Origin of the sequence: Pseudomonas sp. MWU16-30316 (genome assembly GCF_020515645.1) — a bacterium.
In the GTDB taxonomy this organism is placed as follows: Bacteria; Pseudomonadota; Gammaproteobacteria; order Pseudomonadales; family Pseudomonadaceae; genus Aquipseudomonas; species Aquipseudomonas cerasi.
In genome coordinates, this window is record NZ_JAIZAZ010000007.1 from 308,114 (window position 1) to 332,510 (window position 24,397).

Sequence of the window (24,397 nt, forward strand, 5' to 3'; positions counted from 1 at the left end):
GGCATCCGCAATAAAAGTGCCGGCATTTTCTCAGAGCTCGACGCAAAAGGCACGGCGAGAGCCGTGCCTTTTGTCTATCGTGCCGATTTGCTGTCGTTATGCACGGGCATGCGCCTTCAGAACCGGCTGATTTCCGTCACATTTGCTTATGGTTGAGGATATCGAAAGGCTCGAGCAGGCCTTTTTCCACTCGCTTGAGCACCAGACGCCAATCCCCTCTCCCGGTGCTATCGCCAATGGAGGGCAAGTCCAGGAAAAAAAACTTTGCGTTTTTATCCAGTTTATTTTTTGCAGTGGGTTTCCATCTATGCAGGTGAGCAGCGCCATCAAGAACGTACTTCTCAACAGCATTCCTGACTGAGGCTTCCAGGTCTTTGGCCTGTATCTCCTTATCCGCTCTTTTGAATTCGGCAGCGTTGAAAAAATCACTCATGTGTATTTTGTACCTGAGTTTTCCAGCACTCTTGCCCGGTGTATCCGTACCGTTCCCTGTTTCCGTGGGCAGCTTGGTTATCCGGTGTCTGCCGCCACCGCGCAAACCGGCCGACGCGTGTACCCAGACACCTTGATCGTCGAGCTGGATCGGCAGTTGGTAATACGCATCCGGTCGCCGCGAATCAATAACCCGCCATGCCGCACAATCTGAGTCGTATCTGACGGCATAGACTTTTTCCTGTTGCACGGCGTAAAAGCGGCTCGGTACACCTTCTTGAGCTTTCTCATGGATGCCCCGGTAAATCCCGTCACTGCGCGCTTTCAGCCCGACAGGCGTTTTGGATACCGCTGTTTTCGGATCGAGCACAGAGCGGCCAACCGTTGCCGTAGAAGATGTTCTGACCCGCCGCCCTTTTGACAACGTCAGCCCATCGGCCAGCAACAATGCCGCCTGAACCAAATACAACGGGGCACTCCCCTGTTCGCTGGACTTCTTTCCAACGCCCTGCCAGATAGCGTAAAAACTGCGAAGGGCAGCGATCGGCAGTTGCACTTTAAAAGGTGTGAAGGTGAGGAGGATGTCGCCAACGGTTTTGGTGATTTCCCAGGCACTTTCCCAATAGGTTTCCCAGTTGGTATTGGTCTGTTCATCGACAGCAGAAATGACCCGCGCGACTTCAGACTCATAGACCACCTCAAGAAAACTCCCGGTACACGGCTGCAGTTCCATGAACAGCGTGTCACGGCCAGCGGTCAGTACCTGCCTGACATCGGCCTGTGAGGCCAAAGGTGCCCTGCCCACCAGGTAGTTCAGCAATTCGGGCTCAAGCAATATCCGCTGCCGGAACTCCTGCGTATCGCTCATTTCCCGGAAGCACATGCCGTCAGGAGCCTGCGGGGTAAAAACCACCACGTTGGCGACGCTGGAGCGCGACTCGGTGCCGATCACCAATACACCGCTCAATGACACACCATTGATAGATAACTGGCTGACCTGAATACGATGCCCCTCCACCGTCGCGCGATCATCACTGTCAACTGGGTGATCGAGCACAGCGGCAACCCATTTGTAGCCTCTGTTCGCCAGCTCGGGAGGAAGCCCGCCATCGCCCAGAAAGTCTCCCGCCATTTTCGCCTCGATCGCGTCGAGGCGCATTTGTGCGCGCATGACGCGTGCATAACACTCACGGTGCCATTGTCCTGCCGCCGACGTGGACAGGACTATGCTGAGATACCTTGAGTAATCTTCACCAATGTTCAGCTCACGAATCAGGCCGAACAGATAACCGGCGTTGAGGAAACTGAGCAGTTGCCCCTGATCGTCAAACGCGCGACCGGTGAGTAGAAAGTTGATATTGGTGAGTGCAATGTTTTCCAGCGACAGATCTGTAAGGCTGCGCTCTTGCGTTTCGTAATGCGGCTCCAGCTCGGAAGGGCCGACATATTCATAATCGATATCAATGCCGATGCCCGGATCAATCTCGACGCTGGTGGTATGAACGCTGATGCGGTCAGGATCCACTGTAATGCCGTGGTCGAGCAAAATTCGCTCTTGTAGCTTTCCCCGCGCGTAGTTACGCAACCGGTCAGGCTGTCCGTAAACGGAAGGATCCGGCAGGTCAGGTGCCTGGGCTTCGAGCAACGCCTGGCTGTAGTCCTGCACCGCCACTTTCCAGCTTTGTTTTTCGACATCGGTCGCGTTCGCGAACCAGTCAGGCAGACAATCGTTTTCGATTTCAGTGGGTTGCTCAGGGTCGAACCAGCCGCGATTTTTCTCAATGGCACGCCGGGTCAGAACGTCGCGAATGCCTTTCACATCCTGCTCGAACTGCATGCCCAGCGCAAAACGCTCTTCGGCTTTCAATTGCGAACTGATCGCAAGATAGAAGCTGTCGGTACCCGGCTTGAATGAGAAAAACCCGCCGCTTTCGGTGTCCCGAGCACTGTAGTTGCCGTAGCCGTCATGCAGCAGAACGATACGGGTATCGTCAGGGTGTTCCGGAAAATACTCGCTCTCGCCGGGTTCGAAGATCACCAGCTCTCGCCCCGATTCGGCAGTCAGCAACTCTCTGATGATCTTGCGGGCCAGCTCATCCGTGTAGGTATTGAAGCTCCGCGTTCGCGACAGGCCGTCGATAGCCAGACTGCTGCTCCACTCATCCAGAGAAATGCTCATCGCCTCGTCGAAAGACTCCGGCAGAACAACATTATCCAGAAAGTCAGCTTCTTCCTGCTCTGTCAGCGGCATCTGCTCTAACAGTCCTTCAAGATGACCGGCCGGAACATCCGGGTATAAAGCGCATAGCTCGCTCAGGACCGCAGAAAGCAGAGTCTGCTGACGAACCCACAGTGGCAGGAAAGGATTGCGTGTGCGGGTATCCAGTTGCCCCTTCGAGGCGCCCTCGTCGGCCGCCACCAGTGCATCGAATAACAGCGGCCTTTGGTCATTTGCCAGACCCGCTATTTGTTCGCGCAGGGTAACGATTCGTCCGTCATCACTGTGACTGCCGGGAAAGTTGCCACCCATGCCGACACTGGAACCTGCCGGCAACTGACTGAACACCCAGTGCAGCAACGGCTCATCATTGGAGACCGGAACATCATCCGGAACGATATAGGCATCGGCGTTTTGCATCAGGACGATGCTGCCTTGAACGGCGCTTTCATCGCTGCCTTTCAAAAAGACCGCGAGCACTTCGTCGTTTTCGTTGTGAATCCTGATAGACAGGTCGGCAGGCCAGTCAGGCAACTGAACCAGCAAGGCGAATAACGCATCTTCACCGCCTTCAGGGAAAAAGTTCTTCTCTGTAAAGCGCCCGATGAATTGGTCGATTATCCGGTCCGCGCGTTCTCGAGCCCGATGTTCGCGTACGGCAACCGTACTGGGCGTGAACCTGTCCGGACCGAGAAGTTTCTGTTCTTTGGATAGAGCAAGTTTGCCCATGGGGGCGGCTTTCAACATGGCTATTTCCTTATAGCAACATGGATGGCGGGAGTGCATGCACGGCAATTGGCCTCCCGATGAAAGCGCAACAGCGTAACGCCTTCCGGAAGCAGAAACCGAGGGCAGAAACAAGGCGTTAACAATCGAGTATCGCGCCCCTTACGAACAGGTCGTGATCGGAAAATCGGGGTTGTTTCAGAAGATCTCAAACCCGCCACGTCGAGCGCACACGCGCCTGACGCATTCAAAGCGCAGGAAACAGGCAAAAACGACTATTCATCACTGCCTTCCCCGGTGGAAGCGCTCTTCCTGAGCGAGTTACACCGAGTCCAGAGAGTAAGTGCCGGGCGGGATGTCAGAGACATTGGCACAGTGCATACGAAGGGTAGACGCTTGTTGTCGGGGTGCGCGTCAGTAACGACACACCCCGGCAACACCAGACTCAGACGCCCAGGTAATCCAGAATCCCTTCAGCCGCATTACGGCCCTCGAAGATAGCGGTCACCACCAGGTCGGAGCCGCGCACCATGTCGCCACCGGCGAATATCTTCGGGTTGCTGGTCTGGTGCTTGTACTGTGCCTGTTCCGGGGCCACGACACGGCCCTGGCTGTCGGTGCTGATGGTGAACTGCTCGAACCATGGCGCCGGGCTTGGGCGGAAGCCGAAGGCGATGACCACGGCTTCTGCCGGGATGATCTCTTCGGAGCCCGGAATCGGCTCGGGACTGCGACGACCACGGGCATCCGGTTCGCCCAGGCGCGTCTCGACCACTTTCACGCCTTCAACCTTGCCCTCGCCGATGATGGCGATAGGCTGACGGTTGTAGAGGAACTTCACGCCTTCTTCCTTGGCGTTTTTCACTTCCTTGCGCGAGCCAGGCATGTTTTCTTCGTCGCGGCGGTAGGCGCAGGTCACTGACTTGGCGCCTTGGCGGATCGAGGTGCGGTTGCAGTCCATCGCCGTGTCACCACCGCCCAGAACCACGACCCGCTTGCCCTTCATGTCGACGAAGTCTTCCGGCGCCTTTTCGAAGCCCAGGTTGCGGTTGACGTTGGCAATCAGGAAGTCGAGCGCATCGTGCACACCCGGCAGATCCTCACCGGGGAAGCCGCCTTTCATGTAGGTGTAGGTGCCCATACCCATGAACACCGCATCGTATTCTTCGAGCAGTTGATCGATGGTGACATCCTTGCCGACTTCGGTATTTAGCCGGAATTCGATGCCCATGCCGGTGAACACTTCACGGCGATGGCTCAGCACGGATTTCTCCAGCTTGAATTCCGGGATGCCGAAGGTCAGCAGACCGCCGATTTCCGGGTTCTTGTCGAACACCACCGGGGTCACGCCGCCACGCACCAGCACGTCGGCACAGCCCAGGCCCGCAGGCCCTGCGCCGATGATCGCGACGCGCTTGCCGGTGGGCACGACTTTGGACATGTCCGGACGCCAGCCCATCGCGAAAGCAGTGTCGGTGATGTACTTCTCGACCGAACCGATGGTCACCGCACCGAAACCGTCGTTCAGTGTGCAGGCACCTTCACACAGGCGATCCTGCGGGCACACGCGGCCGCAGACTTCCGGCAGGGTGTTGGTCTGGTGCGACAATTCCGCAGCCGCGAGGATATTGCCCTCGGCGACCAGCTTGAGCCAGTTGGGAATGAAGTTGTGCACCGGGCACTTCCATTCGCAGTACGGGTTGCCGCAGCCCAGGCAGCGGTGCGCCTGATCGGCAGACTGCTGGGGCTTGAAAGGCTCGTAGATTTCCACGAACTCTTTCTTGCGTTGACGCAGCAGTTTCTTCTTCGGGTCTTTACGTCCGACGTCGATGAACTGGAAGTCGTTACTGAGACGTTCAGCCATTCTCTGGAGCCTCTTTGCAGCAGCTTCAGGTTACAAGCCTGAAGCTGCGGGAATCATGATCGCAGGCAATTGGCGCACTGCTGTTAACGTGCGGCGTGAAGCTCGCCGCTCGCAGCTGCTGTTATTGCGGGTTGGCCCGAGTGCTGGAGAGCAGCGATTTCAGGTTGGCAGCCTTGGGCTTGACCAGCCAGAAACGACGCAGGTAATCGTCCAGGTTTTCCGCGATATTACGGCCCCATTCGCTGTCGGTTTCCGCGACGTACTCATTCAGGACGCTTTGCAGGTGAGTGCGGTAAGCCTCCATCGATTCGCCGCTGATACGCTGGATCTCGACCAGTTCATGGTTGACGAGGTCAACGAAGGTGTTGTCCAGGTCGAGCACGTAGGCGAAACCACCGGTCATGCCGGAACCGAAGTTGTAGCCGGTCTTGCCCAGTACGCAGACGAAACCACCCGTCATGTATTCGCAGCAATGATCGCCAGTGCCTTCAACGACAGTGTGGGCACCGGAGTTACGCACAGCGAAACGCTCGCCAGCAGTGCCCGCTGCAAACAGCTTGCCGCCAGTTGCGCCGTACAGGCAGGTGTTACCGATAATCGCGCTTTCATTGGTCTTGAACGGGCTGCCCTTGGGCGGCACGATCACCAGCTTGCCAGCGGTCATGCCCTTGCCGACGTAGTCGTTGGCATCGCCTTCCAGATACATGTTCAGGCCACCGGCGTTCCACACCCCGAAGCTCTGGCCGGCAGTGCCCTTGAAGCGGAAGGTGACAGGTGCCTTGTTCATGCCCTGGTTGCCATGCAGTCTGGCGATTTCGCCGGAGATGCGCGCGCCGATCGAACGGTCGCAGTTGCAGATCTCCAGTTCGTAGTCGCCGCCGCTGAGCGACTCGATGGCCGGCCTGGCCATCTCCACCATCTTCTCGGCCAGCAGGCCCTTGTCGAACGGCGGGTTGCGATCCACCAGGCTGAACTGAGGCTTGTCGGCCGGAATATGGTCGCTGCCCAGCAAGGGTGTCAGGTCCAGATGCTGCTGCTTCTCGGTTTCGCCCGGCAGGATGTTCAGCAGGTCGGTACGGCCGATCAGCTCTTCCAGCGAGCGAACACCCAGCCTGGCCAGCCATTCGCGGGTTTCTTCTGCCACGTAGGTGAAGAAGTTGATCACCATGTCGACGGTGCCGATGTAGTGGTCCTTGCGCAGCTTTTCGTTCTGGGTCGCTACGCCGGTGGCGCAGTTGTTCAGATGGCAGATACGCAGGTATTTGCAGCCCAGCGCGATCATCGGCGCGGTGCCGAAGCCGAAGCTTTCGGCCCCGAGGATGGCAGCCTTGATCACGTCCAGGCCGGTTTTCAGACCACCGTCCGTTTGTACCCGAACCTTGCCGCGCAGGTCGTTGCCGCGCAGGGTCTGGTGAGTTTCGGCCAGCCCGAGCTCCCACGGTGCGCCGGCGTATTTGATCGAGGTCAGTGGCGATGCACCGGTGCCACCGTCGTAACCGGAAATGGTGATCAGGTCGGCGTAGGCCTTGGCGACACCGGCGGCAATGGTGCCGACGCCCGCTTCTGCCACCAGCTTGACCGACACCAGCGCCGCCGGGTTGACCTGTTTCAGGTCAAAAATCAGCTGCGACAAGTCTTCGATGGAATAGATGTCGTGGTGCGGTGGCGGCGAAATCAGCGTCACACCCGGCACCGCATAACGCAGCTTGGCGATCAGCCCATTGACCTTGCCGCCCGGCAATTGCCCGCCCTCGCCCGGCTTGGCGCCCTGCGCAACCTTGATCTGCAGCACATCGGCATTGACCAGGTACTCGGGCGTCACGCCAAAGCGGCCCGTCGCGATCTGCTTGATCTTGGAGCTGCGGACCGTGCCGTAACGAGCCGGGTCTTCGCCACCCTCACCGGAGTTGGAGCGTGCGCCCAGACGGTTCATCGCCTCGGCCAGCGCCTCGTGGGCCTCGGGCGACAAGGCACCCAGCGAAATACCGGCCGAGTCGAAGCGCTTGAGGATTTCGCTCAGCGGCTCGATTTCGTCGATGTTCAAGGGCTGATCGAGTGTCTTGACCTGCAGCAGGTCGCGAATCATCGACACCGGACGCTGGTCCACCAGCGAGGTGTATTCCTTGAACTTGCTGTAGTCGCCTTGCTGCACGGCAGCCTGCAGGGTGCTGACCACGTCCGGGTTGTAGGCGTGGTATTCGCCACCAAACACGAACTTGAGCAGGCCGCCTTGCTGGATCGGCTTGCGCGGGCTCCAGGCTTCGGCAGCCAGCGCCTTCTGTTCGGCTTCGATGTCGACGAAGCGCGCGCCCTTCAGGCGGCTCGGCACACCGCGGAAGCTGACATCGCAGACTTCCTCGGACAGGCCGATGGCTTCAAACAACTGCGCGCCACGGTAGGACGCAACGGTCGAGATGCCCATCTTCGAGAGGATCTTGAGCAGGCCCTTGGTGATGCCTTTGCGATAGTTCTTGAAGACTTCGTACAGATCGCCCAGCACTTCGCCGGTACGGATCAGGTCGCCCAGCACTTCGTAAGCCAGGAACGGATAGACCGCCGAGGCGCCAAAGCCGATCAGCACGGCGAAATGGTGCGGGTCACGCGCCGTCGCGGTTTCGACCAGAATGTTACTGTCGCAGCGCAGGCCCTGTTCGGTCAGACGGTGGTGAACCGCGCCGACCGCCAGTGAAGCGTGCACTGGCAGTTTGCCCGGTGCGATGTGTCGGTCGCTCAACACGATCAGCGTATGACCGGAACGCACGGCCTCTTCGGCCTGGTCGGCAACGCTGCGCACAGCGGCTTCAAGACCCAGGCTTTCATCGTAGTTCAGGTCAATGATATGACGCTCGAAGCCCGGACGCTCCAGGTTCATCAGCGACCGCCACTTGGCTGGCGAAATGACCGGCGAACTGAGGATCACGCGCGAGGCGTGCTCCGGCGATTCCTGGAAGATGTTGCGCTCGGCACCGAGGCAGATTTCCAGCGACATGACGATGGCTTCGCGCAGCGGGTCGATCGGCGGGTTGGTCACCTGCGCGAACTGCTGGCGGAAGTAGTCGTAAGGCGAACGCACACGACGCGACAACACAGCCATTGGCGTGTCATCACCCATCGAGCCTACGGCTTCCTGACCCTGCTCACCCAGCGGGCGCAGCACCTGATCACGCTCTTCGAACGTGACCTGATACATCTTCATGTACTGCTTGAGCTGCTCGCTGTCGTAAAAAGCCGAACCGTGGTCGTTGTCTTCCATGGTGGCCTGAATGCGCAGGGCATTCTTGCGCAGCCATTGCTTGTACGGATGGCGCGACTTGAGGCGGTTGTCGATGGCGTCGGTGTCGAGGATCTGACCGGTTTCGGTGTCCACGGCAAAGATCTGCCCAGGGCCGACGCGGCCCTTGGCGATGACGTCTTCAGGCTTGTAGTCCCATACGCCGATTTCCGACGCCAGGGTGATGTAGCCGTTCTTGGTGGTGACCCAGCGCGCCGGGCGCAGGCCGTTGCGGTCGAGCAGGCAGACCGCATGACGACCTTCGGTCATGACCACGCCCGCAGGGCCGTCCCACGGCTCCATGTGCATGGAGTTGTACTCATAGAACGCCCGCAGGTCCGGATCCATGGTCTCGACGTTCTGCCACGCAGGCGGAATGATCATGCGCACGCCACGGAACAGGTCGATGCCGCCGGTGACCATCAGCTCAAGCATGTTGTCCATGCTCGACGAGTCAGAGCCCACGCGGTTGACCAGCGGGCCCAGCTCGTCCAGGTCCATCAGATCGTTGGTGAACTTGGTGCGTCGCGCCTGTGCCCAGTTGCGGTTGCCGGTAATGGTGTTGATCTCGCCGTTATGGGCGAGGAAGCGGAACGGCTGCGCCAGCGGCCATTTCGGCAGGGTATTGGTGGAAAAACGCTGGTGGAACACGCAGATAGCGGTCTGCAGACGCTCGTCGCTCAGGTCCGGGAAGAAGGCCGTGAGGTCGGCCGGCATCATCAGGCCTTTATAAATGATGGTCTTGTGCGAAAAGCTGCAGATGTAGTGATCGGTATCTGCGGCGTTGGACACCGACGAGCGGCGACGCGCACTGAACAGTTTGATGGCGAATTCCTGATCGCTCAGGCCTTCACCGCCAATGAATACCTGCTCGATTTTCGGCAGGCGTTCCAGCGCCAGACGACCCAGAACGCTGGTATCGATCGGCACCTGACGCCAGCCCACCAGATCCAGGCCCTCGGCGAGGATTTCACGGTTCATGTTTTCGCGTGCGGCGTCGGCCTTGGCGTCGTCCTGATTGAGGAACACCATGCCCACAGCGTATTGGCGGGGCAGATCGACGGCGAAGTGTTCCTTGGCGATCGCACGCAGGAAGCCGTCGGGCTTCTGAATCAACAGACCGCAACCGTCGCCGGTCTTGCCGTCGGCGTTGATACCGCCACGGTGGGTCATGCAGGTCAGGGCCTGAACGGCCGTCTGCAACAGGTGATGACTGGGCTCGCCCTGCATATGAGCGATCAGGCCGAAGCCGCAGTTATCCTTGAATTCATCTGGTTGGTACAGACCTGCTTTCATAGACACTTTCTCACCAGGCTGCCTCTATTCGAGGCAAATTTCCTTTTAATTCAACCAATTACCTGTCACGCCGAACGTGCGCCAGCTTCGGACAGGCAAAACGGAGGTCATTGTACACAGCGACACAAGGGCTAACAAATTTAACGACGACTGGCTGATAATCAATGTCGCAATTATGAAAGTTTTAAAACGGGTCGCTGTGCTAGTCAAAGTATTTCTTCGTGAATCTGACTGACGCGACGGGAGACTGTAAGGCGCTTGTAACGCAGACGCCGCAAGGCGCGCCGACATGCGGCGCGCTCAGGCGGGTTAAGTCAGGTAGGTCGGCGGGCGGCCCGGGTAGGGCCGCTGCGACTTCAACGAGTGGCGCCGAGCTCTTGTTGGACGCTGGCGACAGTACGAGGCCAAGGTTTACCAGCCTGAACCTTGGCTGGCAATACCTTGATGGCTGCCAGGGCGGCAGCACGGTCAGGAAAGTTGCCGTACGTCACGACGTACAGCGGCTTGCCCTGCAGGGTTTTCTTGAAATAACGATACTCGCCACCCTGCTCTGCAACGTAGGCCTGAGCCGTCGCTTCGGAGCTGGTGCCGAGGATCTGGACCACATAGTGACCGGGTGCCTGGCTGCTGTACCAGCTACCGCCGGCAGCCGGTTTGGCCGCCGCCGCTGCCGGTTTTTCAGCAGGCTTGGCAGCCGGAGCTGGAGTCGGGGCAGGCTTGGCTGTTGCGACCTGAGTCTGCGCAGGGGCCGGCTTGGCGGCTGGCGCAGGCGCAGGGGTCGGTGCAGGGATGGACGAGCGAGGCGTCTGTGCTGCGGCCTGACCTGCCGGTACACCCGCTGGCGGCGCCGTAGTGGTGACGGTCGGCGGCTGTGCAGGCGAACCTGTCGGCACTGCGTCTTCGTCGGAATCACTGGACCCGGCAGCCTCGGCCAGAGGACCGCGCATCACCGGCTGAGAGCCATTCATCGGTAGCGGCATCGGCTGGGAGTTACCAGCGAATTCGATGGCCGGGCTGCCGTTATTCGATTGTTGAGCAGTTGGCTTGCCTTCACCCAGCGGCAGTTGCGCCTGAGCGGAAGCCGGGGCATTGGCGGGTGTACCCGTCTTGTCGCCGCGACCCGGGATCAGCACGGCTGCTGCCACGGCCACTATGACAACGGCACCCAAGGCCAATACGTGTTTTTTCGGCATTTTGAACCCCACACTTGGACGCTTGACCGCGGAACGACTCGCGATCATCGCCTCGATCATTGAATCGCGGGCTACCTGGTTGATTGCGCCAGGCCAGCCATCGGACTGTTCATGAATATCGGTGATCTGGTCGGCGGTGAACAACGCGATTCCCTGCCCTGCACCCTCCAGACGCTGAGCCAGATACTCCCGGGTTTCCTCTTCCGTATAGGGTTGCAGCTCAATGACGTGAAAGCGTTCGCCTTCGACATCACCCTGCAGGTCGGCACACATCTGATCGAGACGATCGAGCAGCGATGGCTCTCCGAACAGGAATACATGCGGACGCCCTTCAGGCGTTCCCGCAGCAAGACCCAGCAACGCTTCGAGCGCCGAATCGCCAAGTTGTTCCGCATCGTCAACCAGCAGGTAGACTTCCTGGCCGGTCAGCCCGAGCTGCACGACCTGCGACAGGATCGACTGCATTTCAGCCTGCGCGACGCTCAGCGCCTGCGCGACCTGCTGCAGCACGCCTGCCGCATCACCTGCTCCGCGCGCAGAAATCACGACACTTTGCACCGACTGCTTGTTGGTGCTCGCCACCAGCGCCTGGCGCAGCAGGGTCTTGCCGCTGCCCTGAGGCCCGGTGACCGCCAGCAGCAGCTGGCTGTAGCGCGCCAGATGATGAAGCTGACCCAGCACAGGCTTGCGTTGGGCAGGAAAGAATTTGAAGCCAGGTACCCGCGCAGCAAAGGGGTCATGACTCAACTGATAATGGCCGAGGAAGGCCTCGTCGGCATGCAAACTAGTCATGGGGTTTCCGTTAACCTCTGAGCTGATCCACCAGGGCGCGATAATCCGCAACCAGAGTGGCCTGTAATACTTCTTTTGGATAATCGTCCGTGATGACCGCTTCACCCATCCGGCGCAACAGCACCAGACGCAGGCGACCGTCGATGACTTTCTTGTCGATCGCCATGTGTTCGAGGAAATTGTCTTCCGTCATGTCCTGCGGTGGCACGACCGGCAGCCCGGCACGCTGAAACAGACGAATGCCGCGATCCCGCTCCTGCGTGCTGATCCAGCCCAGGCGCGAGGACATTTCCAGCGCCATGACCGTACCGGCAGCAACCGCCTCGCCATGCAGCCAGACACCATAGCCCATATGCGTCTCGATGGCGTGCCCGAATGTGTGACCCAGGTTCAATGTCGCACGAACGCCGGACTCGCGCTCATCGGCGCCGACCACCAGCGCCTTGGCGGCGCAGGAACGTTCGATGGCTACGGTCAGCGCCGCCTGGTCCAGGCCGCGCAGTGCATCGACGTGCTCTTCGAGCCAGGTCAGGAAGGGCTCGTCGCAGATCAGGCCATATTTGATGACTTCGGCCAGCCCGGCGGACAGTTCACGCTCGGGCAGGGTATTGAGCGAAGCGGTATCGATCAGCACCACGCTCGGCTGATAGAAGGCACCCACCATGTTCTTGCCCAACGGATGATTGATACCGGTCTTGCCGCCGACCGATGAGTCCACCTGAGACAGCAGCGTGGTCGGGATCTGGATGAAGTTCACGCCGCGCTGATAACAGGCGGCGGCAAACCCGGCCATGTCGCCGATCACCCCGCCGCCCAGAGCGATGACCGTGGTGCGACGGTCATGGCGAGCGGTCAGCAAGCCATCGAAAATGGTCTGCAGGGTTTCCCAGTTCTTGAACGCCTCGCCATCGGGCAGAACAATCGGCAGAACGTTGTAACCGGCCAGGGTTTGCGTCAGGCGCTCCAGGTACAGAGGTGCCACTGTCGTGTTGGAAACGATAGCCACCTGACGCCCGACGATATGCGGGGTCAGGAGCTCTGGCTGATCCAGCAGGCCTTCGCCAATATGGATCGGGTAGCTACGCTCACCAAGCTCGACCTTAAGTGTCTGCATGTGTCCCCACATTGATTACCGATTGGACGGTTTGTGCTTCAGCATCTCATGACGCAAGGCCATGAACCGACGCTGTTTTGCTGGTCGACGAGAATAGCGCATTTTCGCCTGCGCTTTAACGGGGAGGAAGCTCTGCCAGTCGCGCCAGTATCTCGAGAACCACCATTCGGGGAGGCCGCTCATCGGTTTCAATCACGATATCGGCGATTTCCCGATAGAACGGGTCGCGGATGGCCAGCAGTTCGCTCAGTACCCGGGCAGGATCGGCGGTACGCAGCAAAGGACGATTGCGATCACGCGCGGTGCGCCCCACCTGTTGCTCGATCGAGGCATGCAGATACACCACGCGCCCGCCGGCCCGCAGAGCCTGGCGATTTTCGCCGCGCATGACCGCGCCACCGCCGGTCGCCAGAACCACGCCATCGGCGTCGCACAGTTCGGCAATCATGGCCTGCTCGCGATCACGAAAACCCGGCTCGCCTTCCTTGTCGAAGATCCAGGGAATGTTGGCGCCCGTACGCAGCTCGATTTCCTTGTCGGAATCCTTGAACGGCAGTCGCAATTCTTTGGCAAGCAAACGGCCAATGGTGCTCTTGCCAGCACCCATCGGCCCCACAAGTATTAAATTTCGCACAAAATCAACGACTCACAGAAATCGCCTGGTTGTTCATGATACGCGGAGTCAGAAATACCAACAGCTCGGATTTGGACTCGGATACCACATCGCGCCTGAAAAGCCGGCCAAGATACGGTACATCGCCAAGAAATGGCACTTTATCGACAACTTTACTTTGCGTATTCGAGAACACACCACCGATGACGATGGTTTCGCCGTCGGAAATCAGCACCTTGGCGTTGACCTCGTTCTTCTTGATCGGTGGTACGCCCAGCACCGCATTCAGGTAGTCCGGCTCGTCCTTGGTAACCTTCACTTCCATGATGATGCGGTTGTCCGGCGTGATCTGCGGCGTTACCTCAAGCGACAGGGAGGCCTCCTTGAAGCTCACGGTGGTCGCACCGCTGGAGCTGGATTCCTGATACGGGATCTCCGTACCCTTGAGGATCTTGGCGGTTTCCTTGTCGGAGGTGACCACCTTGGGCTGGGAGACGATTTCACCGTTACCGGTTTTCTCCATGGCACTCAGCTCAAGGTCCAGCAGCGTGTTATTGGTCACGAAGCCCAGGCCGATACCGGTCGTCGCATTAGCTGCGCCCAGGTCCACGAACGGCACGTTGGAGGTAGTACTGCTGCCGGTGTTACCGGCCTCGTCACCGTTATTATCCAGCCCGTAGGTTGTCCATTTGCCGCTGCCGCTGGTGTTGGTAGAACCGCCCCAGCGAACCCCGAGTTGCTTGTTGTAATCGACGTTGGCCTCGACGATGCGCGCCTCGATCATCACCTGGCGTACCGGGATGTCCAGTTGCGACACGATACGACGCAGCTCGTCGAGGCGCTCCTGGGTCTGGTAGGCAATGATGTTGTTGGTCCGGTCGTCCACCGTGATCGAACCGCGCTCGTCGGCCTTGGACTCGGCACTGGTCACGGACTGGAACAGCTTGGCGATGTCGGCAGCCTTGGCGTAATTGACTTGCAGCAGCTCACGGCGCAGGGGCGCCAGCTCGGCGATCTGCTTGAGCGACTCCAGCTCCTGACGCTCGCGGGCGGCAATTTCATCGGCTGGCGCAACCAGCAGCACGTTGCCGACCTTGCGCTTGTCCAGGCCCTTGGTTTTCAGCACCAGGTCCAGCGCCTGATCCCATGGCACATTCTGCAGACGCAGGGTGATACCGCCCTGGACCGTATCACTGGCCACCAGATTGAGGTTGGTGAAGTCGGCAATCAGCTGCAGCACCGAACGCACATCAATGTCCTGGAAGTTAAGCGACAGCTTTTCACCGGTGTACACCGGTTTGTCGGCGGCGCGGCGGTCCAGATCCTCGTTGGTCAACGGGCGCACGCTGATCGTCAGCTTGTTTTCGGTCTGGAACGCCGAGTAGTCGAAGGCGCCAGACGGCTCGATCAAAATGCTGGCCTTGTCACCCGACGCCGAAGCACTGACGAACTGTACCGGCGTGGCGAAGTCCTTGACGTCCAGCCGGACGCGCAGCGGTTCGGGCAGCTGGGTCTTGGCGAAGTCCACGCGGATCTTGCCGCCCTGCTCCTGAATATCCGGGGCAATGCTGGGGTTGCTCAGGTCGATGACCACATTGCCCTCACCCAACTCGCCACGCTGGAAGTCGACATTGCGGATGGCCTTGACGCCTGCGGGGATGAACGGTTTGGCGGATGCAGGCGTGGGCGGTGGCACCGCGACCCGTTGCGCACCCATTGCGGTGGTCGGTTGGGAAGCTTGCGCGGCGCCGGCACCCTGGCCGATGACCACGAACAGGTTGTTGCCATCGACGCGGGAGCTGTACGGCGAAAGCGTGGTCAGGTTGATGATCACCCGGGTGCGGTCCTGAGCCTGTACCACAACCACACTGCGCGCATTACCTGTGCCCAGGTCACGACTTTTGGTCGCCAACTGGCTGGTAACGCCCGGCAGATCCAGCGCAATGCGCGCTGGTTGCGACGTGGTGTAACCGCGCGGTGCCGGCACCGGGGCGTCGAATGCCAGCTTCAGCTCGATGCGGTCACCCGGCAGGGCGGCGACATCCAGGGTCTTGAGGTTGGCAGCCTGGAGAACCGGCGCCAGCACCGCGATGCATAACGACACGCCGATAATCGAGAGAATCCGGGTCATGATCAATTTCCGTTGAGCGCTACTGTGCATACTTGGCCTTGCCCACTTCATGAGCGTTCTTTGAGGGCGATAGTGCGCGGCCTTTCCAGCCACGCCCCCTCTCCATCAGGAACAATTTCGATGACATCAACCTGCGCGTCGCCGATCGACACTACCCGGCCGTTGTTACGCCCCAGATAATCGCCCACCTTGACGCGATGAACACCTCCGGCACCGCGCAGCAGGGCAAACGTCCCCGACTCGTTGCCAATCGTGCCGACCATCTCGAACGACTCGATATTGAAACCTTCAAGAAACTGCCTGACCCGGTGTTCGTCCGGCGCCACCAGCCGTGAACCCTTCTGGCGGTTGAGCAGGTCGATCTTGACCGGCGGCTGGAACGGACTGCGCAGCGTGGAGGCGTTGTAGGTGAACGCCTCATACGGCCGAAACTTGGGTAAAGGTTCGATGTTGCCACTCGGGCGGGCTCTGGCCTGATCCATAAATTCGGACAGATCGGCAAAATCATTGTCATTACCGCAACCGGCCAGCCCTGCCAGAACCACACTGACGCACAGCAATCGCGCCGCCCTCATTTCTTCAGCCCTTCATCGTTGTAGCGGTAGGTCTTGGCCAGAATGCTCATGCGCAACTTGGTCGGCACTTTGGGATCGACCGGCTTGATCTCGAAATCATGCAGCGTGACGATGCGCGGCAGGCTGGCTACACCGCTGACGAAGGTCGCCAGATCGTGATAACCACCGACCACGGTGATCTGTATCGGCAGCTCGATGTAGAACTGCTGGACCGCCTCGGGCAGCAGCTTGATTTCCTCGAACTCAAGCCCGCTTCCCAGCCCGGTGCGGGTGATATCCTCAAGCAGGCCGGGCACTTCGGTGTCGCTGGGCAATTGCCGCAGCAGGGCGCCGAAGGTGTTTTCCATCTCTTCCATCTGCTTCTTGTACGGCTCGAGGTTGGCCGCCTGGAAGGCCTTGTTGGAGAACTGTTCCTTGAGCGTCACCTCGCTGTTCTGAGCACTTTCCAGCTGGGTTTCCAGGTCCTGGATAAAGAAGAAATAGCCCAGTGCGAAAATCATGACCGCAACCAGGAGCCCGGCAATGGCCTTGACCGCTGCGGGCCATGAGCCCAGGTTGTTCAGGTCCAGCTCGCTCAGATCGACCTTGCGCAGCCCTTCCAGCCATTCGGACATATTCATGGCTTGGCTCCTGGGGCAGCGGCAACCGGAGGCTGGGTCTGGCGTACGGTCAGCTGAAAGACATTGGCCTGATCCACGGCACCGGCCGTGGTGGCCTTGACCTCGGTCAGGCTCGGCGCTTCCAGCCAGTCAGAGGCTTCAAGATTACGCATCAGGTCGGAAACCCGGTTGTTCGACTCGGCAGCGCCATTGATGGCAATCAGCTTGTCGGTCATTTTGACCTGTGAGTAGTAGACGCCGTCCGGCAGGGTCCGCGCCAGTTGATCGAAGACGCGCCCGGTGATCGGGCGGTTGCCTTGCAGGTCCTGAATGATCTTCATGCGCTCGAGCAGCTGTTTGCGCCGGGCCTTGAGATCACTGATCTCCTTGATGCGGATATCGAGCTGGGCAATCTGCGTCTGCAGAAAGGCATTGCGCGCCATCTGATGCTCGATGGCATTGCTGACGAAACGATCGATCAGAAACAGAATGCCGACTGACACCACCAGCACGCCGACCAGTGCGGTCAGGAAGCGTTTCTTTCGTTCTTCGCGAAGCTCTTCGCGCCACGGTAATAAGTTGATCCGCGCCATCAGTCGAAGCTCCTCAACGCCAGGCCACAGGCGATCATCAGGGCTGGCGCGTCACTGGCCAGGGCCCCGGCATTGACCTTGGCGCTCAGGGCCATGTCGGCAAACGGGTTGGCGACCATGGTCGGAGTGCCGATGCGTCGCTGGATCAGATGCTCCAGCCCTGAAATCGAAGCCGTGCCGCCTGCCAGCATGATGTGATCCACAGAGTTGTATTGACCGGCCGCGAAGAAGAACTGCAGGGAGCGGGAAACCTGCTGCACCAGCGCTTCCTTGAAGGGGTCGAGCACTTCGCTGACGTAGTCGTCGGGCAAGCCGCCCTGCTTCTTGGCAAGCCCGGCTTCCTCCATGGAGAGCCCATAGCGGCGCTGGATTTCGTCAGTCAGCTGGCGCCCGCCAAACAGCTGCTCGCGGGTATAGATGATCCGGCCGTGATGCAGCACGCTCAGGGTGGTCATGGTGGCGCCGATATCGACCACGGCCACCGTCAGTTCGTCATGGCCGTTGCCCAGTTGCGCAGCCAGCAACCCGAACGAGCGCTCAAGGGCGTAGGCCTCGACATCGACGACGCGCGCGGTCAGCCCGGCCAGTGCCAGCGCGGCCTCGCGTACTTCGACGTTCTCCTTGCGGCAGGCAGCCAGCAACACCTCGACGCGCTCGGGGTTGCGCACCGAGTAGCCCTGCACTTCGAAATCGATGGCGACTTCTTCCAGTGGATAGGGGATGTACTGGTCAGCCTCAAGCTTGAGCTGGTTTTCCATGTCATCGTCGGAAAGACCGGCGTCCATCTCGATGGTCTTGGTGATCACCGCCGAACCGGCCACGGCAACCGCCACGATCTTGACGCTGGTCTTGGCCTTGACGAGTACGCGTGACAACGCCTGCCCGACCCCTTCGAGTTCGGCAATGTTCTTTTCGACGACAGCGTTGGCCGGCAAGGGCTCTACTGCGTAAGACTCGACCTTGTAACGGGTGCCGGAACGACTCAATTCCAGGAGTTTTACCGAGGTGGAGCTAATATCGATCCCTAGAAGGGTGTTGGCCTTCTTACTGAAGAGTTCGAACACAACCTGATTCCTATGAGTTTCCGTCACTTACGGAGTTATTTCGGGCCAACGTCACTGTCGACAGCCTTGACAGTAGCGCAAATCACGCTTGGGGACGAAAAATGCTTATAATGCCCAGCGTTTTTTTCATTTAACAAAGCTTCAAGGCGTGTTCATTTGTAAATGCCTGCGCTTAACCCATTATTTTTTCTGGAAATCCAAAAGCCTTGATACGCCTGCTGAAGTTTTTCTGGTGGTCCCTCGTCGCGGTATTCTGCTCGCTGTTGCTTGGCCTGAGCGGCGCGTTTCTTTACCTGAGCCCGACCCTGCCATCCGTTGACGCGCTGCGAAGCATTCAACTGCAAATCCCCCTGAGGGTGTTCACCAGCGACGGCAAGCTGATTGCCGAGTTCGGTGAAATGCGCCGCACGCCGATTCGCTTCGCGGAAATCCCGCCCAATTTCATCAACGCACTGCTGTCGGCCGAAGACGACAACTTCGCCAACCACTATGGCGTCGACCCGGGCAGCCTGATGCGCGCAGCCACTCAGCTGGTCAAGAGCGGCCATATCCAGTCAGGCGGCAGTACCATCACCATGCAGGTCGCGAAAAACTTCTTCCTGACCAGCGAGCGCAGCTTTTCGCGCAAAACCACCGAGATTCTGTTGGCCTTGCAAATCGAGCGCCAACTTACCAAGGACGAGATTCTCGAGCTGTACGTCAACAAGATTTATCTGGGTAACCGCGCCTACGGGATCGAGGCGGCGGCGCAAGTCTACTATGGCAAGTCGATCCGTGATGTAAGCCTTGCGCAAATGGCCATGATTGCCGGTCTGCCCAAGGCACCGTCACGTTTCAACCCACTGGCCAACCCGACCCGTGCCAAGGAACGTCGCGACTGGATCCTGGGCCGCATGTATCGCTTGGGCAAGATCGACCAGACCGCTTACCAGGCCGCGTTGAATGAGCCGCTCAACGCCAGTTATCACGTGCCGACGCCGGAAGTGAATGCACCGTACATCGCTGAAATGGCGCGGGCTGAAATGGTCGGCCGTTATGGCAGCGAGGCCTATACAGAAGGCTTCCGCGTTACCACCACTGTGCCGAGCGACCTTCAGGAGCACGCCAACAAGTCCATTCAGCAGGGCTTGATCGATTACGACCAGCGCCACGGCTACCGTGGTCCGGAAAGCCGCTTCCCGGGCCTGACCCGCGCCAACTGGGTACAGGAACTGACCAAGCAGCGCATGATCAACGGCCTCGAGCCCGGCATCGTGACGCAGGTCGACAAGACCGGTCTACGCGTTCTGACCCGCAACGGCGAGAAGGAAGAAACCGTCGACTGGGCCACCATGAAGTGGGCGCGTCCTTACCTGAATACCAATAGCCTGGGCGCCAATCCGAAGCAGCCGGCTGACGTTGCCAAGGTCGGCGACCTCGTACGTCTGCTGCGCCAGGACGATGGCTCGCTGAAATTCAGTCAAATTCCCGTCGCACAGAGCGCCCTGGTGTCGCTTGATCCGCAAAACGGTGCCATTCGCGCACTGGTCGGCGGCTTTGCGTTCGAGCAGAGCAACTACAACCGCGCCATGCAGGCCAAACGCCAACCGGGCTCCAGCTTCAAGCCGTTCATCTACAGCGCTGCGCTCGATAACGGTTACACCGCTTCCAGCCTGGTGAACGACGCGCCTATCGTGTTCGTCGACGAATACCTGGACAAGGTATGGCGTCCGAAAAATGACACTAACACCTTCCTTGGGCCGATCCGCCTGCGCGAGGCGCTGTACAAGTCTCGTAACCTGGTATCGATCCGCCTGCTCCAGGCCCTCGGCATCGACAGCACCATCGACTACATCACCCGCTTCGGCTTCTCCAAGCAGGATTTGCCGCGCAACCTGTCGCTGGCACTGGGTACGGCGACGTTGACCCCGATGGAAATCGCCACCGGCTGGGCGACCTTCGCCAACGGCGGTTACAAGGTCAGCCCTTATCTGATCCAGACCATCGAGAACCGTGACGGCCAGACCCTGTTTGTCGCCAACCCGCCAAGCGTCCCGGTCAATGACGTCAATACCGCGCCCAACACCTCGACCTTTGCGGTACATGACAGCCCGAGCGTGGTCACCGGTGAGCCAGGGGCACCTGCTCAGCCTCAGGCGCCCGCAGTGGCAGAGCGTGTGGTCGATGCGCGCACCACGTACATTCTGAACAGCATGCTGCAGGACGTGATCAAGCGCGGCACCGGGCGCCGCGCACTGTCCATGAACAGACCGGACATCGCTGGCAAGACCGGTACCACCAATGATTCCAAGGATGCCTGGTTCTCCGGGTATAACGCGGACTACGTGACCACGGTGTGGAGTGGTTTCGATCAGCCTGAAAGTCTTGGCCGTCACGAATTCGGTGGCACGGTCTCGCTGCCGATCTGGATGGACTACATGAGCGCCGCGCTCAAGGACAAGCCGCCGCATCAGCAGGCCGAACCGCCAGGCATTCTCAGCCTGCGCGTCGACCCATTGAGTGGCCGCGCCGCCACGCCAAGCACGCCGAACGCATTCTTCGAGCTGTTCAAAAGCGAAGACACACCGCCAAGCGTCAACGAACTGGGCGGCAGCAGCGCACCGGGCAGCCCGTTGCCGGCAGATGAGTCAGCGCCGATCGATTTGTTCTGATAGCACAGACTTAATGGATCAGTAGATTTTCAGCGGCTGCACAGGCCTCTTCGTGAGCAAGCTCACTCCCACGGATTCGGGGACTTTCAGGATGATCCGGGGCTATGTGGGAGCGAGCTTGCTCGCGAAGGCGTATTAGTGGGTCAGTAGATTTTCAGCGACTGCACAGGTCTCTTCGTGAGCAAGCTCACTCCCACGGAATCGGGGACTTCCAGGATGATCCGGAGCTTTGTGGGAGCGAGCTTGCTCGCGAAGGCGTATTAGTGGGTCAGTAGATTTTCAGCGGCTGCACAGGCCTCTTCGTGAGCAAGCTCACTCCCACGGATTCGGGGACTTTCAGGATGATCCGAAGCTTTGTGGGAGCGAGCTTGCTCGCGAAGGCGTATTAGTGGGTCAGTAGATTTTCAGCGGCTGCACAGGCCTCTTCGTGAGCAAGCTCACTCCCACGGACTCGGGGACTTTCAGGATGATCCGGGGCTATGCGGGAGCGAGCTTGCTCGCGAAGGCGTATTAGTGGGTCAGTAGATTTTCAGCGGCTGAACAGACCTCTTCGTGAGCAAGCTCACTCCCAGGGATTCGGGGACTTTCAGGATAATCCGTGGCTATGTGGGAGCGAGCTTGCTCGCGAAGAGGCTAGTTCAATCCCTGAAAATGCCCCACAAGAGCAGGGCATCCAAGGCATAAAAAAACCCCTGCATCGCTGCAGGGTTTTTTTATTGGGTCAGGGATCAGCCCTTGAACACATCATCCACGCTGGTCAGCGGGTAGTGCTTCGGATACGGCAGGGTGGCAACGCCGCTTTCGATAGCGGCCTTGGCCACTGCATCGGCGATCAGGCCCAGCAGGCGGGTGTCCATTGGCTTCGGAATGATGTACTCACGACCGAATTCCAGTTTGATGCCGCCGTAGGCGTCGCTGACTTCCTGTGGCACAGGCAGCTTGGCCAGTTCGCGCAGGGCGTTGGCCGCGGCGATTTTCATTTCTTCGTTGATGCGCTTGGCGCGAACGTCCAGAGCACCGCGGAAGATGAACGGGAAGCCCAGTACGTTGTTGACCTGGTTCGGGTAGTCCGAACGGCCAGTGGCCATGATCACGTCGCTGCGCGTGGCGTGAGCCAGTTCCGGGGAGATTTCCGGATCAGGGTTCGAGCAGGCGAACACGATCGGGTCCTTGGCCATCAGCTTGAGGTTTTCAGCGCTCAGCAGGTTAGGACCGGACAGGCCTACAAATACGTCAGCGCCATCCAGCGCGTCAGTCAGCGAGCGCTTCTCGGTAGCGTGAGCGAACGCAGCCTTGTACTGGTTAAGGTCGGTACGGCCGGAGTGGACAACGCCAGTACGGTCGACCATGAAGATGTTTTCGATCTTCGCGCCCATGCTCACCAGCAGCTTCATGCAGGAGATGGCCGCAGCGCCAGCGCCCAGGCAGACGATCTTCGCCGAATCGAGGGTCTTGCCGACGATTTCCAGCGCGTTGATCATGCCGGCCGCTGTCACGATAGCGGTGCCGTGCTGGTCATCGTGGAAAACCGGGATGTCGCACTGTTCGATCAGCGCTTTCTCGATTTCAAAGCACTCAGGTGCCTTGATGTCTTCCAGGTTGATGCCACCGAAGGTGATGGAGATACGTTTTACGGTGTCGATGAACGCCTGCGGGCTTTCGGAATCGACTTCGATATCGAAAACGTCGATACCGGCGAAGCGCTTGAACAGAACGCCTTTACCTTCCATGACCGGCTTGGAAGCCAACGGCCCCAGATCGCCGAGGCCGAGAATCGCGGTGCCATCGGAAATAACTGCTACCAGGTTGCCTTTGCCGGTGTACTTGTAAGCCAGCTCGGGGTCACGGGCAATTTCACGCACGGGTTCAGCAACGCCAGGGCTGTAGGCCAGAGCCAGGTCACGAGCGGTTGCGGTCGGCTTGGTGAGTTCGACGCTCAGCTTCCCCGGACGAGGATTGGCATGGTATTCGAGCGCGGCAGTTTTCAGATCTGACATGTATTGGATTCCGCTTTTTTTACTGTGGGACAGACGGACCGCCGAGGATACGCAAGATGCATAGTCCTAACAAGACTGACCAGTCACTGCTGTCAATAGGCTCGGGCTTAGACTTTACGCTTAGAGACCTGAAACGTGAACACTCGGTCACGCTCGTCAGATCACCGGTTTGAAGGGCGCTTCTAGCGGCGTGAAACGTCCAGCATTGCGGGATGGGTCAGTGACAGCTGCCAGCGGGACTGCCCCTTTTTCAGGCCTCCGCGTCGGGAGCGATCGACGACCCAGCCACGCGCTTCGACCTGCTGCCCTCCGAGGCGCCGGAGCATCGCCGTATCGAAGGCACTCAGGTGGTCAGGCGCGACACGCAAGACCAGCGAGCCCTGCAACTCGATCCAGATACCACCGCGGTTGCGCTGCACACGCCTGACCTGACCGGACACAATCGCGAACCCGCTTTTATTCAGCCGGGTCGAGGACTGCACTGGCGAATTACGCCATACACCCAGACGCGCCTGACGTGCCTGACGCTCCGCGCCCTGCTGGCAAGCGACCAGCCTGACATTGGGCGCAACGGCCACCAGATAGCCCAGCCCTTCGCTGAGCAACTGCGCCTCAAGGTTGGCGCCTTTACGGTCATAGACGTTGGCCAGCGTGCGGCCGTAATGATCCTTGCCCTGCTGACCAATACGCAGACCAACCTTGCCGCCGCTTTCATTCACCAGCGCCTGCAAGCGCTTTTTGGCAGCCTCGGAAAACGGTTCGGCAGACCGGCCTTTCCTGCCGGTTTCAGGCGTATTGAGCCCAATCATCCGCACGCTGCGGCCATCGGTCAGCTTCAAGGTGTCGCCGTCGACTACACGCTGTACCTGTGCGACCGGCAACGAGGCAGGTGCCGGGCAGAAGGCCTGCGCGCCGGACACCCAAATCGCGGGCATAAAAAAGACGCCCACAAGGAGCGCCTTTTCAAGCAGTCTGGAGATGCCCATAGGGCAGCCAGTCTTACTTCGCTTTGGTAGCGCCGAACGCACCGAAACGGGATTTGAACTTGTCGACACGGCCGCCAACGTCAAGCGTCTTCTGCTTGCCGGTGTAGAACGGGTGGCACTCGTTGCACACGTCCAGGCTCAGAGGAGCGGCCAGGGTGGAACGGGTCTTGATGACATTGCCGCAGCTGCAGGTAGCGTCAATGGCTTCGTAAACTGGATGGATATCAGCTTTCATCGGTACTTCCTCGGTCTAACGCGCCGCCACTCAACACTATTGTTGAA

Annotated in this window: 15 protein-coding genes; 1 reads left to right on the forward strand and 14 read right to left on the reverse strand. The window is 59.5% G+C overall.

Translation table 11 applies throughout. From position 1 onward, the window contains the following. Positions 1-136: 136 nt before the first annotated feature. From LCH65_RS21630 to LCH65_RS21680, 11 genes are all read right to left on the reverse strand, one after another. On the reverse strand, positions 137-3,397 hold the full coding sequence (locus tag LCH65_RS21630; protein WP_226439784.1) for a DUF6543 domain-containing protein: 3,261 nt from the start codon (positions 3,395-3,397) through the stop codon (positions 137-139). A gap of 424 nt (positions 3,398-3,821) precedes the next feature. After that, entirely contained in the window at positions 3,822-5,240 is a 1,419-nt protein-coding gene (locus LCH65_RS21635; protein ID WP_010438787.1) for an FAD-dependent oxidoreductase, read from the reverse strand. Positions 5,241-5,361: 121 nt separating this feature from the next. Next, positions 5,362-9,807, reverse strand: coding sequence for a glutamate synthase large subunit (gene gltB, locus LCH65_RS21640; RefSeq protein WP_054081260.1), 4,446 nt, complete (start codon positions 9,805-9,807; stop codon positions 5,362-5,364). Positions 9,808-10,163: 356 nt separating this feature from the next. Beyond that, complete coding sequence (locus tag LCH65_RS21645) at positions 10,164-11,792, reverse strand: AAA family ATPase (protein WP_003432141.1); 1,629 nt, start codon at positions 11,790-11,792, stop codon at positions 10,164-10,166. Between the two features lie 10 nt (positions 11,793-11,802). Beyond that, positions 11,803-12,906 carry a 3-dehydroquinate synthase gene (gene aroB / locus LCH65_RS21650; protein ID WP_044308720.1) on the reverse strand — a complete coding sequence of 368 codons (1,104 nt, stop codon included), beginning with the start codon at positions 12,904-12,906 and terminating at the stop codon, positions 11,803-11,805. A gap of 115 nt (positions 12,907-13,021) precedes the next feature. Next, positions 13,022-13,540 carry a shikimate kinase AroK gene (aroK, locus tag LCH65_RS21655; protein WP_003365999.1) on the reverse strand — a complete coding sequence of 173 codons (519 nt, stop codon included), beginning with the start codon at positions 13,538-13,540 and terminating at the stop codon, positions 13,022-13,024. Between the two features lie 4 nt (positions 13,541-13,544). Further along, positions 13,545-15,650, reverse strand: coding sequence for a type IV pilus secretin PilQ (gene pilQ, locus LCH65_RS21660; RefSeq protein WP_024662382.1), 2,106 nt, complete (start codon positions 15,648-15,650; stop codon positions 13,545-13,547). A 47-nt stretch (positions 15,651-15,697) separates the two neighbouring features. After that, the gene (gene pilP / locus LCH65_RS21665; RefSeq protein ID WP_003350151.1) at positions 15,698-16,225 is read right to left on the reverse strand and encodes a type 4a pilus biogenesis lipoprotein PilP; all 528 of its coding nucleotides are present in this window, start codon (positions 16,223-16,225) and stop codon (positions 15,698-15,700) included. Beyond that, entirely contained in the window at positions 16,222-16,845 is a 624-nt protein-coding gene (gene pilO, locus LCH65_RS21670; protein WP_003432147.1) for a type 4a pilus biogenesis protein PilO, read from the reverse strand. Before pilO ends, pilP begins: the two co-directional genes overlap by 4 nt. Next, complete coding sequence (locus LCH65_RS21675) at positions 16,842-17,417, reverse strand: PilN domain-containing protein (protein ID WP_122266666.1); 576 nt, start codon at positions 17,415-17,417, stop codon at positions 16,842-16,844. The genes pilO and LCH65_RS21675 overlap by 4 nt, the downstream gene beginning before the upstream one ends. Beyond that, a complete protein-coding gene (locus tag LCH65_RS21680) occupies positions 17,417-18,481 on the reverse strand; it encodes a pilus assembly protein PilM (protein ID WP_003365992.1) in 1,065 nt (354 codons plus the stop codon). The genes LCH65_RS21675 and LCH65_RS21680 overlap by 1 nt, the downstream gene beginning before the upstream one ends. A 206-nt stretch (positions 18,482-18,687) precedes the next feature. On the opposite strand from LCH65_RS21680, the gene LCH65_RS21685 reads away from it, so the two are divergent. Continuing rightward, positions 18,688-21,132 (forward strand): penicillin-binding protein 1A, encoded by a 2,445-nt coding sequence (locus tag LCH65_RS21685; RefSeq protein ID WP_151342044.1) that lies wholly within the window; start codon positions 18,688-18,690, stop codon positions 21,130-21,132. Positions 21,133-21,860: 728 nt separating this feature from the next. Here the strand turns inward: LCH65_RS21685 and LCH65_RS21690 are convergent. The 3 genes from LCH65_RS21690 to rpmE form a co-directional block, all read right to left on the reverse strand. Then, the gene (locus tag LCH65_RS21690) at positions 21,861-23,129 is read right to left on the reverse strand and encodes a malic enzyme-like NAD(P)-binding protein (RefSeq protein WP_003365988.1); all 1,269 of its coding nucleotides are present in this window, start codon (positions 23,127-23,129) and stop codon (positions 21,861-21,863) included. Between the two features lie 182 nt (positions 23,130-23,311). Beyond that, on the reverse strand, positions 23,312-24,115 hold the full coding sequence (locus tag LCH65_RS21695; protein ID WP_058397767.1) for a thermonuclease family protein: 804 nt from the start codon (positions 24,113-24,115) through the stop codon (positions 23,312-23,314). 13 nt (positions 24,116-24,128) lie between these two features. Next, positions 24,129-24,350 carry a 50S ribosomal protein L31 gene (rpmE, locus tag LCH65_RS21700; protein ID WP_002551648.1) on the reverse strand — a complete coding sequence of 74 codons (222 nt, stop codon included), beginning with the start codon at positions 24,348-24,350 and terminating at the stop codon, positions 24,129-24,131. Between the last annotated feature and the right edge of the window lie 47 nt (positions 24,351-24,397).

Coding starts and splice junctions, on each gene's coding strand:
- LCH65_RS21630 (WP_226439784.1), bottom strand. CDS start 3,397: ATGTTGAAAGCCGCCCCCATGGGCAAACTTGCTCTATCCAAAGAACAG.
- LCH65_RS21635 (WP_010438787.1), bottom strand. CDS start 5,240: ATGGCTGAACGTCTCAGTAACGACTTCCAGTTCATCGACGTCGGACGT.
- gltB (WP_054081260.1), bottom strand. CDS start 9,807: ATGAAAGCAGGTCTGTACCAACCAGATGAATTCAAGGATAACTGCGGC.
- LCH65_RS21645 (WP_003432141.1), bottom strand. CDS start 11,792: ATGACTAGTTTGCATGCCGACGAGGCCTTCCTCGGCCATTATCAGTTG.
- aroB (WP_044308720.1), bottom strand. CDS start 12,906: ATGCAGACACTTAAGGTCGAGCTTGGTGAGCGTAGCTACCCGATCCAT.
- pilQ (WP_024662382.1), bottom strand. CDS start 15,650: ATGACCCGGATTCTCTCGATTATCGGCGTGTCGTTATGCATCGCGGTG.
- pilP (WP_003350151.1), bottom strand. CDS start 16,225: ATGAGGGCGGCGCGATTGCTGTGCGTCAGTGTGGTTCTGGCAGGGCTG.
- pilO (WP_003432147.1), bottom strand. CDS start 16,845: ATGAATATGTCCGAATGGCTGGAAGGGCTGCGCAAGGTCGATCTGAGC.
- LCH65_RS21675 (WP_122266666.1), bottom strand. CDS start 17,417: ATGGCGCGGATCAACTTATTACCGTGGCGCGAAGAGCTTCGCGAAGAA.
- LCH65_RS21690 (WP_003365988.1), bottom strand. CDS start 23,129: ATGTCAGATCTGAAAACTGCCGCGCTCGAATACCATGCCAATCCTCGT.
- LCH65_RS21695 (WP_058397767.1), bottom strand. CDS start 24,115: ATGGGCATCTCCAGACTGCTTGAAAAGGCGCTCCTTGTGGGCGTCTTT.
- rpmE (WP_002551648.1), bottom strand. CDS start 24,350: ATGAAAGCTGATATCCATCCAGTTTACGAAGCCATTGACGCTACCTGC.